The sequence below is a fragment of the Nannocystis exedens genome, assembly GCF_002343915.1.
Taxonomy (GTDB): domain Bacteria; phylum Myxococcota_A; class Polyangia; order Nannocystales; family Nannocystaceae; genus Nannocystis; species Nannocystis exedens.
This window is the reverse complement of record NZ_NETK01000001.1, coordinates 7,995,109-8,008,499: the sequence shown is the minus strand read 5'-3', so window position 1 is coordinate 8,008,499 and position 13,391 is coordinate 7,995,109. Positions and strand designations below refer to the sequence as shown.

Here is a 13,391-nt window from a genome sequence, read left to right as displayed (position 1 = left end):
ACATGCGCGAAGCCGAACACGACACCGACACACCAGGCCAGGCAGAAACACAGCGGGAGCACCTGGAAGAGTCGCTGGGACGGCCTGTCTTTTTGCAGCAGGGCGGGCGCGGACTTGCTCTGCCCTAGGACCTCGGATGCACTGCGAAATTGCCAGCGCCGGCCGCGTGGCCCTACACTAGGCCCAATCGTGCTGCTGACGAAGATCTGGGCTGCAATCCTCGCATGCCTCGCGACGGCCTTCCTCGCGGGTATGTTCCTCCTGTCTTTTGGGACCGCTGGGGGCTTCACGGACGCGGACCGTGCTGCGCTCAAGGCCAAGACCGAGGCCGGTGTGGTCGCGCTCGAGGCCGCGATCCAGGCCTCACCCGTCGCGCGAGCGCCGGCGATCCTGTCCGATCCATACCTCAAGCTCGCGCTCAATCCGGGTCAGCCCGGAATCGGCAAGGTGACCCCGCCGTCGCTGGCCGACGCCTTCGCCACCGCCGCGAATTCTGCGGTGCTGTCCGACAACACGCAGATGACCGTCGGCCTGTTCGACAAGTCGGGCGCGCTGCTGGTGTACGCCGGCGGCGGGCACGACGAGCTCGTCGAGGCGGCGCTGCTGCCGAACTTCGTCACCGCGGCGACCGACAAGGAGGACCAGTTCTCGGCGGCGCTGCGCGGCAGCTTGCACGTCGTGCGGATCTCCAAGGCCGACGAGGCCGGGCGGCGGCTGGTTGCGATTCACCCGCTCGATCTCGGCGCCAACTCGATCTTCCGCCGGATCCTCGGCACGCAGAACCCGGCCGCGCTGGTGCGCAGCGGGCAGCCGCTCGAGAACACCCTGATCAACCCCGGCAACAGCGGCGACGCGCTGACCAAGTTCGCCACCGAGCACGGCAAGGACGCGCCCGGGGTCGGAGCCAGCGACGCCTTCAAGGTCGGTGAGGGCCTCAACGCGCGCATCGGGTCGATCGGCCGCGTGCCTGGTCCGGCCGGCGCGGGCGACGACGGCGCCATGCTCGTCGTGCTCTCGGCCAACACCGCCGCCGCCGGGCAGAAGGACCTGTTTACTGCGCTCGGCGACGCCAAGGCCAACGGCCTGAGCGGCGAGCACCTGGCGATTCTCCTGTTCGTGCTGGCGATCGGCCTCGCGCTCGCGCTCTACCTGCCGAACCTCGAGGCCGCCAACCCGATCCGTCGCCTCACCGCCGAGTTCAACGCCATGCGGCTGGGCTCGCAGCAGCAGCTCTTCTACGACACCTACGGCACCGGCCCGGTCGCCGAGCTCGCCAAGGCGGCGCACGCCTACCACGAGGCGTTGCGCTCGAGCCTCGCCGCCGGCGTCGCCGAGGAGGACGGCGATCCCAGCGGTCGTGCATCGCGGCGCGTGCCGGCCGTGAGCCCGACGCGGTCGCACCGCAAGGTGGGCCGTACCGGCGCCGCCGATCGCGTCGATGCGCCGGCCGTGGTCGCCACGCCGGGCCCGGCCGAGGACGAGGCGCCGACCATGGCGCACCCCTCGGTGCCGTCGTCCTCCCAGCCGGCCGCGGGGCGCGGGCCTGGCTTCTTCACCATGCCTGCGACCAAGCCGCTGCGTTCGCGCGAGACCGTCATCGGCAACCTGATGACGATGGACAACGAGGCGCAGGGCAGCGGCCCCGAGCCGGCCAAGGACGACGCGGTCCGCGAGGCCTACTACCAGGAGGTCTTCGAGGAGTTCGTGAAGTTCAAGCTCGAGAACAACGAGCCGATCGACAACTTCACCTACGAGAAATTCGCCACCAAGCTGCGGGCGAACACCGCCGAGCTGATGAAGCGGCCGGACGTCAAGGACGTGCAGTTCTCGGTCTACATCAAGGACGGCAAGGTCGCGCTCAAGGCGCGCGTCGTCCGCGGGTAAGCGCACACCACCGTGCGGCCCGAGGGGGCTGCGAGCGCCGGGGCCCGGGCCGGACCGTCATGGTCCCCCCGGGCCTCCGCATGTGGCGTGCATTACACTGGGCCCGATGCCGATCCTCAAAGTCGCCCAGATCGGGCACCCCGTGCTGCGCCAGAAGGCCCGCGAAGTCAGCCGCGAGGAGCTGCTGACCCCGGCGTTCCAGGCGTTCATCGACTCGATGATCGAGACCATGCGCGACGCCCAGGGCGCCGGGCTCGCCGCCAACCAGGTGCACGAGCCGGTGCGCGTGTGCGTCATCGAGGTCAAGGACAACCCGCGCTACCCGTACAAGCCCAACATCCCGCTGACGATCCTCGTCAACCCGGTGCTGACCCCGCTGTGCGGCACGCGGTTCGAGAACTACGAGGGTTGCCTGTCGGTGCCCGACCTGCGCGGCATCGTCTATCGCTCGGTCGAGATCCGCGTCGAGGCGTGGGACCGGTTCGGCAACCCGATCGACAAGGTCGTCCGCGGCGTCACGGCCGGCACCTTCCAGCACGAGTGCGACCACCTCGACGGGATGTTGTTCGTCGACCGCGTCGAGGACCCGCGGACCTTCTGCACCTGGAAGGAGTTCGCGCGCCAGCACGAGCACCGCTTCCGCGAGCACGTCAAGGAGCTCGTCGAGCACTACGGCTCCTGACCGCCGGGCTCCCGCGCCTCGTCGCGGGCACCGCCGCGGGTCGGCCCCCGCGCGCTCCGCCCGTGTCAAGTTGACATGCCCTTCAGGGCATGCCCCAAAGCGCATGTCCTCAGAGCCAGATTCGGCTCGCGATCGCCGCGGTCCTGCCCGTGCGCAGCGGCGCCCGCAGACGCTGGCCCTCGGACCCGGCGATCCCCGGCCCGCGAGCGGCGCGCGCGGGCGCGGGGGCGGGTTCGGGCGGGCGCGTGCGGCCTTGCGATGGTACACTCGCGCCGCTCGTGACCCCCACGCGCCGCATCCTCGCCGCCGCCCTCGGCTCGCTGGCCCTGCACCTGTCGCCTCTGATCCCCGGCGGCTGCGGCCTGGACATCAAGCTCGAGATGCCGGAGATCGAGTTCGAGGTCACGCAGTTCGAGACGGTCGAGCTCGATCAGGAGTTGAAGGGCGCGCCGCCCCCCGAGGCGCAGCCCGAGCCCGAGGTCCCGCCGCCGCCGACGGGCCCCGACAAGCCGCCGGAGGTCGACGGGCCCAAGCCCGAGGAGAAGCCGCCCGAGCCGCCGAAGCCCAAGCCCAAGTTCGGCGAGAAGACCTCGCGGGTGGCCGAGCTCGGGCCCGGCAGCAGCAACTTCTTCATGTTGCTGTCGGCGAAGAAGGTCTCGGGCCTGCCGTTCGCCGACGCGATCGTCGAGATCATGTCGCCGCTGCCCGACTTCGACTTCATCGTCACCGGCGGCGGTTTTCATGCCCTCAAGGACTTCAACTACATCGTCATCGCCAGCCCGAACCTGCGCGACCTGACGCAGACCTTCCTCGCCGTCGAGTACCGGCTGTCGCAGGCCGAGGTGCAGGCGGGCCTCGAGCGCGCCGCCGCGGCCGAGGGACAGAAGATCGAGTGGGAGGTGCGGGACGGGCGGACGATGGGCAACCCGCGGCCGATCGGCAACCCCGACCAGGACGACGACCCACGGTGGTTCGTCTTCCTCGACGACGACGTCGCCGTCTACGTGCGCGAGGAGTTCTTGCCGGCGATCACCGCCGGCCCCGACGAGTCGAAGGGCGACACCGCCGGCAACTTCGTCGCCAACCTCACCAAGCTGAAGACCTTCGCCGCCCGCGAGCCGCGGGCCGGCCTCCAGCTCGTCCTCAAGGACATCCGCTCCGTCGTCAAGCTCAAGGGCGAGCCGCCGTTCCCGATCCCCAACAACCTCGAGCTCATGGCCGAGGCCGCCTCGTCGCCCGAGCTCGTGATCAAGAGCGAGTACCTCGACGCCGTCGACGCCACCAAGATGGAGCGGCAGTGGAGCGAGGACCTCCCGGCCTTCATCGACGACAAGGTCCCGTTCTACGCCCGCTTCATGGTCCGCAGCTTCTACGACGCCACCGAGGTCGCGCGCGACGACAAGGCCCTCAACCTGCGCGCCGACTTCACCAAGGACCAGGCCAAGTTCATCCTCGAGCAGATCGCCGAGCAATCGCGTCGCATGCTCCGCCGCACCCCCGAGCAGCTCGAGGCCGCCCGCAAGCAGCGCGAAGAGATGTGGGCCGCCCGCAAGAACGGCAAGCTGACCCCGAGCGAGGCGCTCACGCCCAAGGACGGCGGCAAGTCGGGCAAGCCGCCCGGAGAGCCGACGCAGGCGCCCACGGCCCCGCCGCAGGACGGCGGCCCCGCCCCCGGCGCCCCGTCCGACGCGCCTCCGATCACGCCTCCGCCCGCGCCCGCCCCTTCGCCCTGAAGCGCAGCACGTCGGCGCTGCAGCCCGTTCCCAGGCGTCCCCGATCCCGCCTCCGCCCGCGCCCGCCCTTCGCCCTGGAGCGCAGCACGTCGACGCTGCAGCTCGTTCCGAGGCGGCCCGCTCGAGCCTCCACCCGTGCCCCCCTTCGCCCTGAAGCGCAGCACGTCGACGCTGCAGCCGTTCCGAGGCGGCCCGCTCGAGCCTCCACCCGTGCCCGCACCTCCCTTTCCACCTGAAGCGCAGCACGTCGACGCGGACGCTCGCCTGCTGCAGAGCTCCCGCACGCGCTCCGGCTCGGACGACCAGCGCCTCTCGCTTCGCAGAATTCCGGGGCGAGCGGAGCTCGCCCCGAGCGCCACGCCCGAGCTCGCTGCCGCATCCGCCGCCACCGCGCGCCGGGCCCGGCGCGGCGCGATGAACCGGCCCGCTCACGCGCCTCGCCGGCCTGCGTCCGCTCGCGCCGCGCGTGGGGCCAGCCGCCCGCAGCGCCCGCTCCATCGACATGTCCTTTACGACATGTCTTCAAAGACTCCTGATCGCCGCCCGCCCCGTGGATCACCGCCGGCCCGCGCGCTATCGTGGCGGCATGGCCTACCGACTCTCCCGCAGCGAGTCCATCCATCAGGCCGCCGTGCGGATCGCCGACGAGGAGCTGGGCGAGGCGATCGCCCGCCTGCGCGAGGGCCAGGCCTCCGACGCGCATGACCGCGTGCATGCGGCCCGCAAGGCCATCAAGCGCACCCGCGCGCTGCTCCGCCTGCTGCGCGACGGCCTCGGCGCCGGCTTCCACCGCGACAACCTCGACCTCCGCGACGCCGCCCGGCGCCTCGCCGAGCGCCGCGACGCCGCCGTCGCGGCCGACGTGTTCGCCAGCCTCGTGCCCGCGCCCGAGGGCGCGCTGGCGGCCGTGGGCGACCGCCTCGCGGCCGTGCGCGACCAGGTCGTCGCCAGCGAGGAGGCGCTGCTCGCAGCCGCCGACGACCTCGCCCGCGTGCGCAACCGCAGCGCCGACTGGCCGGCGCCGGCGCGCGGCTGGAGCGTCCTCGAACCTGGCCTCAAGACCAGCTACGAGCAGGGCCGCCGGGCCATGCGCAACGCCTTCGCCGACCCGACCCCGGCCGCGTTCCACGCGTGGCGCAAGCGGGTCAAGGACCTCTGGTACCACACCCAGCTGCTGCACAACGTGTGGAAGTGCGTGCAGGCGGCCTGGGCCGACTCGCTCGAGCAGCTCTCGGACGCGCTCGGCGAGGACCACGACCTCGAGGTCCTGCGCGTCGCTCTCGGCCAGCACCCCGACCTCGACGCCGAGGCCCGCCGCGACGTCCTCGCCCGCGCCGACGCCCGCAGCGCCGAGCTCCGCGCCCGCGCCTGGTCGCTGGGCCAGCGCCTGTACGCCGAACGCCCGCGCCGCTACGTCGCCCGGATCGGTGACTACTGGGAGGTCTGGCGCGACGGCGAACGCCCGTCCGCCGAGCCCCGCCCCTGCGGTACGACCGTCGCCCCCGCCACCTCCCTGTCGCCCGACCCCGAGGTCATCTGCCCCGGCGACCTGGTCGCCGAGGACCTGGCCGAGCGGAAGGACGAGCACGCCTGAGCGGAGAGGCCACGGACCGGCTCGTCAAGCCAGGCCGGGAGCGCGGCCCGGGCGGCTCGGACGTCGACCTGCCCTGAAGCCCAGGCCTCTGACCCAGCGAACGCGCCGCGCCCTGGCCGGCCCCGACGTCGACCTGTCCGGAAGCCCGGCCCTCTAGCTAGCCCACGAACAGGACCGCCAACCCCGCCGCGAGCGCGGCCACGCCCGCCCCGAGCACGCAGCCGACGAAGAAGCCGCGGACGTGGAACCACGGGTCGCTGTAGCCCGGCGAGGCCGGGTCCGTGCCCGGCAGCACGGCCCAGCGCGGGCGCAGGCCGAGCATGATCCCGAGGTCGATCACCACCAGGTCGACCAGGTTGAACACCGAGAAGGTGACGTAGGCCGCGAGAAAACATGTCCCGAAGGACATCTCCACCCCGTGCGCCGCCAGTCGCGCGAACAGCCGCGCGAACACGGCCACGAGCAGCACCAGGCACACGATCGCCCACCTCCGCCCGTGCCGGCGCGCGCGCGCGCTCATCGGTCCGTGCGCGGCCCTGATGTCGGGCGGATAGTCGTTCAGCCACGCCTCCGGGTCGTGTCGCAGGCTGACGAGGATCAGCGCCGTCATCCCGACCGACAACCATGCCCCGTGGATCAACGCCTCGCGCAGGACGACGTCCATCGCCTCAAGATAGTGCGCCGCAGCCGCCCTCGCCAGCGCGGGCGCTTCAACCCTCGGCCAGGTAGGCGTCCTCGGAGCGGTACGGTCGTCGCGTCGCTCGCCGGGCCCGAGCCGGACGCGTCGTCGAGCGTCGTGGTCGTCAGCGCTCGGCCGCGCGGCGCAGGCGGTCGGCGATCGCCCGCCCCAGCCCGACCTCGGGGACCGTCTCGACCACGATCGTCTCGACCTCCGGCGCGTCGAGCTCGCGCAGCGCGGCGAACAGCGCCTGCGCGTAGCCTTCGAGCGCGCTCGGCATCACCTGCCAGCGGCCGACGAACCCGGGCGGCCGCGGCTGCTGGCTCATCACCGCCACCGCAGGCCCGCCCATCGCCGCCGCCTCGCCGGGGGCGACCAGCACGACGCGGGCGCGCGGCGCGTAGTGTCGGTGGCGCAGACCTGGCGACCGGGACATGGCCTGGGGGTCCTGTCCCGAGAGCATGTCGATGGCGCCGACGACCGTCCGCAGCGCCTCGACCGGCAGCCCGCCGACGCGCAGCACCATCGGTACCGGGCGGGTCGCGTCGACCACCGTCGACTCGAGCCCGACGGCGCAGGCGCCTCCGTCGAGGATGACGTCGACCACGCCGTCGAGGTCGGCGAGCACGTGCTGGGCGGTGGTCGGGCTCGGGCGGCCCGAGCGGTTGGCCGACGGCGCCGCCAGCGGTCGCCCGCACGCGCGCAGCAGCGCCAGCGCGGCCGGGTGGCCGGGGATCCGCACCGCCACGGTGTCCTGCCCGGCGGTGGTCGCGTCGGGCACGACCTCGGCGCGCGGCAGCACCAGCGTCAGCGGACCCGGCCACAAGGACATGAGCTGCTCGGCCGCCGGCGGCACCGACCGCGCCAGCGCGCGCGCCTGCTCCGGCGCCGCCACGTGGACGATCAGCGGGTTGTCGGCCGGCCGCCCCTTGGCCGCGAAGATCCGCCCCACCGCCGCGGCGTCGAGCGCGTCGGCGCCGAGGCCGTAGACCGTCTCGGTCGGGAACGCCACCAGCCCGCCGCGCCGCAGCACCTCGGCCGCGCGGGCGACCGCCGCCGGATCGTCGGCCGGCCACATCGCCGTCTTCACGGTCATGTCCCCTCCGCCCTCGGCGCCGCTGTGCTCTCGCTCATCGCCCCTCCGCCTCGGCGTCGGCCGCCCGCCGGCGCTCCGACGAGCTCATAGCACGCCCGGCCGCCGGGGCCGCCGCCCTGTCCGCACAAACAGGCTTTATCGGGCATGTCCCGAGGGACATGTCTCTCAGCCCAGCTTCGCCAGCTCGATCAGCGCTTCCTTCATCTGCAGCGCGTCGGCGAAGCGGTGGTGGACCTGCTTGCCGCACGCCTTGGCGAAGAACGCGTCCATCGCCCGGGCCTTGGCGGCGGGCACGCTGTCGGAGAGGAAGTGGCTGACCGGCAGGGGTTCGCGCTCGCGGTGGGCCTGCAGGAGCGCGCGGGGGTGGGCGTCGAACAGGTCTTCGAACGGGTGGCGGCCGCCGGTGACGAGCTCGAAGAAGGTCATGCCGAGCGCGTAGAGGTCGGCGCGGTGGTCGATGTAGTTGCCGGGGATCGTCTGCTCGGGGGCGATGTAGCGGGGGTCGCCCATGATGTGGTGCGTGTTGTGCGACGACAGGTCGGACAGGTCGCGGGCCACGCCGAAGTCGAGCAGCTTGACCACGCGGAGCAGCGGGTCGTGCGAGTCGCGGGTGACGAACACGTTCGACGGCTTGATGTCGCAGTGGACGATCCGGCGCAGGTGGACGTAGCGGAGCGCGTCGAGCACCTGCGAGAAGATCTCGAGGATCACCGGGATGCCCATCGGCGTGCCGCTCTCGATGAACCAGCTGACGTCCTTGCCGCGCAGGTACTCCATCGCGAACCACAACACGTCGAACTCCTCGGCCGTACCGACCTGGCTGACGTGGACGAGGTTGTGGTGCATGAAGCTCGCGCACATGCGGGCCTCGCGGCGGAAGTGGCGATGCGCCCACTCGGGCACGTCGTTCTTCATCACCTTGAGGGCGATGTAGCGGTTCATCAGGCGGTCGAACGCCTTGTAGACCTTGCTCATCCCGCCCTCGCCGAGGCGCTGCACGATCTCGAACTGGCTCGTGCCCGTCACCACCGTGCCGGGCGGCAGCTCCGTGCCCTGGTAGCCCTCGTACTGCGAGGTCGACGTCGGCGTGATGCCGGTCATCCCGGCGCGAGGCCGATTGCCGGTGTTTTGATCCTCGTTGGACACGTGGGGAAAGCGCGCGGCGGGCGGGGGGTGGGCTAGGTTATGCAACCTACACCACCTGGTCCCGTCTCGTCAGCCGTCCTCGAGCGGGCCGTCGCCGGCGGGTCCGATGCAGGTCGCGGCGCGCACCTTAGCCGCTAGTGCGGGTGGAGCACAAAAGACAGGCGGGCGCCGCGGGGGGCGATTTCGCCACTGCCGCGCCGCCCGCCCGACCCGGCGCCCGAAGCGCCGGCGCGAACAACGTTCAGACGCCGAGCTCGAGGGCGACGGCGACGCCGTGGACGACCGCGCCGGTGCGCACGGCGTCGTGGATCTGCTCCGACGTGCCGCCGGCCTCGCGGATCGTCTTCTCGTGGGAGACGACGCACCGCTCGCAACCGAAGACGGCGCTGACGGCCAGGCAGAACAGCTCAAAGTCGAGCTTCGAGCTGTGCGGCTTGGCGATCCGGGTCATGCGCAGGCGCGCCGGCAGCTTCTCGTAGTCCTCGCTGCCGACCATGTGCTTGAACCGGTAGTACACGTTGTTCATCGCCATCAGCGCCGCGGCCGCGCGGGCGTCCTCGATGGTCGCCGCGTCGACCTGTTCGCGCGCCGCGTCGACCAGCACCTGGGTCAGGGTCGCGTTGCGGGAGGCGATGGCGCAGGCCACCGCCGTCCCCCAGCGCTGGGCCGGGGTCAGCGACGACTCCTGCAGGACGTTCTGCAGGTTCACCTTGAGGTCCCTTGCGGCCTCGGGGAGCTGCTCTCGCAGTGATTCGACGGTATTGGCCATGATGTCCTCCTCTCCTCTCTTCGCGCCGCGACCCGGCGGGCTCACACGTTCAGGGTCGCTTCGCCCTTCTGCCAGTTGCACGGGCACAGCTCGTCGGTCTGCAGACCGTCGAGCACGCGCAGCACCTCGGGCACGCTGCGGCCGACCGACAGGTCGTTGACCGACACCCAGCGGATGATGCCCTGCGGATCGACGATGAAGGTCGCGCGCAGCGGCACGCCGTCCTTGTGCAGGATGCCGAGCGCCTGCGACAGCTCGCGCTTGGTGTCGGCGAGCATCGGGATCTTCAGGTCCCGCAGGTCGTCGTGGTGGTTGCGCCACGCCAGGTGGACGAAGTGGGTGTCGGTGCTGACGCCGAGCACCTGCGCGTCGCGGTCGGCGAAGTCGCCGCTGCGGCGGCCGAACTCGGCGATCTCGGTCGGGCAGATGAACGTGAAGTCCATCGGCCAGAAGAAGAACACCCGCCACTTGCCGGCGTAGCTCTTGTCGTTGATCTCGGTGAACTCTTTGCCCTTCTCGCGGCTGACGACGGCCTGGAGGGCAAACTGGGGAAACTGATCGCCTACGGTCAACATGGTCTGTTCTCTTTCCTGGAAGCGAGCGGCAACGCTCGCGGGACATGGGTGCAATAGCAGGGGGCGGACCAAAGGACAGACTGAACAAAATCAGACACTTGTCCGCTCGCTCGCGGTCGCGCGGCCCCGACCGGTCGTGGTCCACCGATCCTTCGGTACCCCAACACTGGCATTTCGGTGCCCGGCGATCCACACTCGCTCCATGGACACCGACGACCTCCTGCGCCGCGGCCTCGACTGGGTCGCCCGGATCGCCCCGTACGACCTCGCAGCCGTGTTTACCCTCGACGAGGGCAGCCTGGTCGTCCGCGCCGCCCGCGGTCACCTCGCCAGCCAGGTCCGCGGCCACCGCATCGACCTGGCGCGGTTTCCGACCCTGCGCGAGGCGCTCGAGACGCGCCGGGCCCGCGCCTTCACGGAGGATGATCACCGTCACGGCGACGGCGATCCCTTCGACGGCGTCCTCGATCTCTCGCCCGGCCACGCCTGCATGGTGGTCCCGCTGCACGCCGCCGGCCGCTCGCTCGGGGTCCTCACCCTCGACCGCACCCACTGCGAGAGCTACCCGCCGGCGGTCGTCGACCAGGTCGAGACCTACGGGCAGATCCTCGGCCTCGCGCTCGACAACGCCGAGCGGCGCGTCGCCCTCGAGAACCTGCGCGAGGCGGAGCTCGAGCGGGCGCGCGAGCTCGACGAGGTCGCCGCCGGTTACGGCGTGCTCGAGCGCAGCGTCAGTCCGGCCGTGCGCGCGGTCGCGGCGCGCGCCCGCCAGGTCGCCCCCACCGACACGCCGGTGCTGATCCTCGGCGAGACCGGCACCGGCAAGGAGCGGCTCGCCCGCGCCCTGCACCGCTGGAGCGCGCGGGCCGACCGCCCCTTCGTCGCCATCAACTGCGCCGCCATCCCGGCCTCGCTGCTCGAGAGCGAGCTGTTCGGCCACACCCGCGGCGCCTTCACCGGGGCCACGCGCGACCGCCTGGGTCGGTTCCAGCTCGCCAACGGCGGCACCTTGCTGCTCGACGAGATCGGCGAGCTGCCGATCGAGCTGCAGGCCAAGCTGCTGCGGGTCGTGCAGGAGGGCGTGGTCGAGCCCGTCGGCAGCGACAAGAGCGTCAAGGTCGACGTCCGGCTGCTCGCCGCCACCCACGTCGACCTCGAGAAGGCGATCGCCCGCGGCCGCCTGCGCGAAGACCTCTATTACCGCCTCGCCGTGTTCCCGCTGCGCCTGCCGCCGCTGCGCCAGCGCCTCGAGGACCTGCCGCTCCTGTGCGCCGCCATGCTCGCCGAGCAGAGCCAGCGCACGGGCCGGCGCGGCATGCGGGTCAGCGAGGAGGGCCTGGCCCGCCTGCGCGCCCACGCCTGGCCCGGCAACCTGCGCGAGCTCAGCAACGTGCTCGAGCGCGCCACCATCGTCACCGCCGGCGAGGTGCTCGGGCCCGAGGCGTTCGAACTCGGGGACATGCCCACCGGGACAGGTCCCATCGAACCTGCCCCCAAGACCATGTCCGCCGAGGCGCCGCTGCAGCACGACGGCCGGATCGCCACGCTCGAGGAGGTCTCCGCCCTGCAGATCCAGCGCGTCCTCGCCCACACGCGGGGCCGGATCTACGGCCCCGGCGGGGCCGCCGAGCTGCTCGGCGTGCCGCCCTCGACCCTGCAGAGCCGCATGAAGAAGCTCGGCGTCGCCCGCACCGCCTGAGGCGCGCGCTCTCATGCCCATGTGCCTTCGACCATGTCGCATAGCACATGATGTTTAAAACATGCTTTATCGGGCATGTCCTGTCGGACGCGTCCGGTCAGGTGAAGAGCAGGTTCCACAGCACGTCGACGACCGACGTCGCGGCGGTCTCGTGACGCGCCGATCGCGGCGTCTCGAGCTGCGGCGGCGCGGGCGGCATGCTGCGCGCGGCCGCGCGGGCGCGCGCGGCCTCGCCGACGGCCCGGCCGCCGGCGCGGAGGAACGCCTCGACCTCTTCGAGCTCGCCGGCGTCGAGGAACAGCCCGTGGTGGCGGCACTCGTCGACGATCACCCCGCTGATCGTCCCGAAGTTGCGGCGGTTCATCACCTCGCGGCAGCGCGGGCACTCGCGGTAGCGGATGTCCGCCTCGCGGGGAGCGGGGGCCGGCACCCGGGCGCGCAGGTCGGCCTCGTTTTGCGCCCCCGTGCCGGGGATCGGGTCGAGGCCGGAGGTCAGCGCCTCGAGCTCGCCCGCGTCGAGCCAGATCCCGCCGCACGTGCCGCAGGTGTCGAACTCGACCCCATGGCGGGCGGCGGTCGCCTGCAGCGGCTCGCCGCAGCCGGGGCAATCACCGCCGCGGGCGGCCCGGCGACCTGCAGAGCCCGGTTCGGACGGGCTGGCGGGCAGCGGCTCGTCGGGCAGCAGGTCGGCCAGGGCCTGCGTGATCCGGGCCGCGCGGGCGCGCGACTCCTCGGTCGGGCGGGGGCGACGCATGCTCGCACGATACCAGCGATCGCGCGGTCCCGTGGTAAGAAGCCCGCGAGCGCTCATGAGCACGATGCGAACATTCCGCCGGATCTGCATCTTCTGCGGCTCGAACAAGGGCACGGACCCCGCCTTCGCCGAGGTCGCGCGCGGCGTCGGCGAGCACCTCGCCCGCAGCGGGATCGGCGTCGTCTACGGCGGCGGCAAGATCGGCCTCATGGGCGAGGTCGCGGACGCGGCCCTGCGCGCGGGCGGCCAGGTGTTCGGCGTCATCCCGCAGAAGCTGTGGGACGTCGAGGTCGGCCACGACGGCCTCACCGAGCTGTTCGTCGTCGACAGCATGCATGCCCGCAAGATGATGATGGCCCAGCTCAGCGACGCCTTCGTCGCCCTGCCCGGCGGCTTCGGCACGCTCGAGGAGCTGTTCGAGGCGACCACGTGGCTGCAGCTCGGCTATCACCGCAAGCCGGTCGGCCTCGTCAACGCCGGCGGCTACTACGACCACCTGCTCGCGTTCCTCGACCACGGCGCCGCCGCGGGCTTCGTCCGCCCGACGCACCGCCCGCTGATGCTGTCGGCGCCCGACATCGTCGCCTTGCTCGAGATGATGGCGTACGTCGAGATCCCCCACTTCAGCCTCGGCCACGCTCCGCCGCGCCTGTGAACCGCGGCGCGGAGGCTCGGGGAGCGACCGGCCGCCGCGAGCCGAGGCGCTGGGGTGCAGGCCGAAGGCAGACGCCGGGCCTGGCGGAGGCGTGACGGGGCCGCGCGGAGGGCTGCAGAACCGAG

General features: G+C 72.1%; 12 protein-coding genes. 6 read left to right on the top strand and 6 right to left on the bottom strand.

The window, feature by feature from the left end; genetic code table 11:
* The first annotated feature begins 189 nt into the window (after positions 1 to 189).
* The 4 genes from NAEX_RS31525 (at position 190) to NAEX_RS31510 (ending at position 5,893) form a co-directional block, all read left to right on the top strand.
* A complete protein-coding gene (locus NAEX_RS31525; protein WP_143140520.1) occupies positions 190 to 1,884 on the top strand; it encodes an MXAN_5187 family protein in 1,695 nt (564 codons plus the stop codon).
* 106 nt (positions 1,885 to 1,990) lie between these two features.
* A complete protein-coding gene (def, locus tag NAEX_RS31520; RefSeq protein WP_096331189.1) occupies positions 1,991 to 2,566 on the top strand; it encodes a peptide deformylase in 576 nt (191 codons plus the stop codon).
* Positions 2,567 to 2,844: 278 nt separating this feature from the next.
* Positions 2,845 to 4,299: a hypothetical protein gene (locus NAEX_RS31515; protein ID WP_096331188.1), complete on the top strand. Its 1,455-nt coding sequence runs from the start codon at positions 2,845 to 2,847 to the stop codon at positions 4,297 to 4,299.
* Positions 4,300 to 4,885: 586 nt separating this feature from the next.
* Positions 4,886 to 5,893, top strand: a complete 1,008-nt coding sequence (locus NAEX_RS31510) for a CHAD domain-containing protein (protein WP_170136145.1) — start codon at positions 4,886 to 4,888, stop codon at positions 5,891 to 5,893.
* Between the two features lie 157 nt (positions 5,894 to 6,050).
* On the opposite strand, the gene NAEX_RS31505 is transcribed toward NAEX_RS31510, so the two are convergent.
* The 5 genes from NAEX_RS31505 to NAEX_RS31485 all read right to left on the bottom strand — a co-directional run bounded on the left by NAEX_RS31505 (position 6,051) and on the right by NAEX_RS31485 (position 10,158).
* Complete coding sequence (locus NAEX_RS31505; protein WP_096331186.1) at positions 6,051 to 6,557, bottom strand: hypothetical protein; 507 nt, start codon at positions 6,555 to 6,557, stop codon at positions 6,051 to 6,053.
* 139 nt (positions 6,558 to 6,696) lie between these two features.
* Positions 6,697 to 7,668: an L-threonylcarbamoyladenylate synthase gene (locus NAEX_RS31500; protein ID WP_096331185.1), complete on the bottom strand. Its 972-nt coding sequence runs from the start codon at positions 7,666 to 7,668 to the stop codon at positions 6,697 to 6,699.
* A gap of 165 nt (positions 7,669 to 7,833) precedes the next feature.
* Positions 7,834 to 8,814 (bottom strand): serine/threonine protein kinase, encoded by a 981-nt coding sequence (locus tag NAEX_RS31495; RefSeq protein ID WP_143825664.1) that lies wholly within the window; start codon positions 8,812 to 8,814, stop codon positions 7,834 to 7,836.
* A gap of 241 nt (positions 8,815 to 9,055) precedes the next feature.
* Positions 9,056 to 9,583, bottom strand: a complete 528-nt coding sequence (locus NAEX_RS31490) for a carboxymuconolactone decarboxylase family protein (protein ID WP_096331183.1) — start codon at positions 9,581 to 9,583, stop codon at positions 9,056 to 9,058.
* A gap of 41 nt (positions 9,584 to 9,624) precedes the next feature.
* Positions 9,625 to 10,158 (bottom strand): peroxiredoxin, encoded by a 534-nt coding sequence (locus NAEX_RS31485; protein ID WP_096331182.1) that lies wholly within the window; start codon positions 10,156 to 10,158, stop codon positions 9,625 to 9,627.
* Positions 10,159 to 10,360: 202 nt separating this feature from the next.
* Here NAEX_RS31485 and NAEX_RS31480 point away from each other — a divergent pair, with 202 nt between their 5' ends.
* Positions 10,361 to 11,857, top strand: a complete 1,497-nt coding sequence (locus NAEX_RS31480) for a sigma 54-interacting transcriptional regulator (RefSeq protein ID WP_096331181.1) — start codon at positions 10,361 to 10,363, stop codon at positions 11,855 to 11,857.
* Positions 11,858 to 11,954: 97 nt separating this feature from the next.
* Here the strand turns inward: NAEX_RS31480 and NAEX_RS31475 are convergent, their stop codons facing one another.
* Positions 11,955 to 12,611 (bottom strand): zf-TFIIB domain-containing protein, encoded by a 657-nt coding sequence (locus NAEX_RS31475; RefSeq protein ID WP_170136144.1) that lies wholly within the window; start codon positions 12,609 to 12,611, stop codon positions 11,955 to 11,957.
* A gap of 64 nt (positions 12,612 to 12,675) precedes the next feature.
* On the opposite strand from NAEX_RS31475, the gene NAEX_RS31470 reads away from it, so the two are divergent.
* Positions 12,676 to 13,266, top strand: a complete 591-nt coding sequence (locus tag NAEX_RS31470) for an LOG family protein (protein ID WP_096331179.1) — start codon at positions 12,676 to 12,678, stop codon at positions 13,264 to 13,266.
* The last annotated feature ends 125 nt before the right edge of the window (positions 13,267 to 13,391 follow it).

Coding starts and splice junctions, on each gene's coding strand:
- NAEX_RS31485 (WP_096331182.1), bottom strand. CDS start 10,158: ATGTTGACCGTAGGCGATCAGTTTCCCCAGTTTGCCCTCCAGGCCGTC.
- NAEX_RS31505 (WP_096331186.1), bottom strand. CDS start 6,557: ATGGACGTCGTCCTGCGCGAGGCGTTGATCCACGGGGCATGGTTGTCG.
- NAEX_RS31480 (WP_096331181.1), top strand. CDS start 10,361: ATGGACACCGACGACCTCCTGCGCCGCGGCCTCGACTGGGTCGCCCGG.
- NAEX_RS31490 (WP_096331183.1), bottom strand. CDS start 9,583: ATGGCCAATACCGTCGAATCACTGCGAGAGCAGCTCCCCGAGGCCGCA.
- NAEX_RS31475 (WP_170136144.1), bottom strand. CDS start 12,611: ATGCGTCGCCCCCGCCCGACCGAGGAGTCGCGCGCCCGCGCGGCCCGG.
- def (WP_096331189.1), top strand. CDS start 1,991: ATGCCGATCCTCAAAGTCGCCCAGATCGGGCACCCCGTGCTGCGCCAG.
- NAEX_RS31470 (WP_096331179.1), top strand. CDS start 12,676: ATGCGAACATTCCGCCGGATCTGCATCTTCTGCGGCTCGAACAAGGGC.
- NAEX_RS31500 (WP_096331185.1), bottom strand. CDS start 7,668: ATGACCGTGAAGACGGCGATGTGGCCGGCCGACGATCCGGCGGCGGTC.
- NAEX_RS31510 (WP_170136145.1), top strand. CDS start 4,886: ATGGCCTACCGACTCTCCCGCAGCGAGTCCATCCATCAGGCCGCCGTG.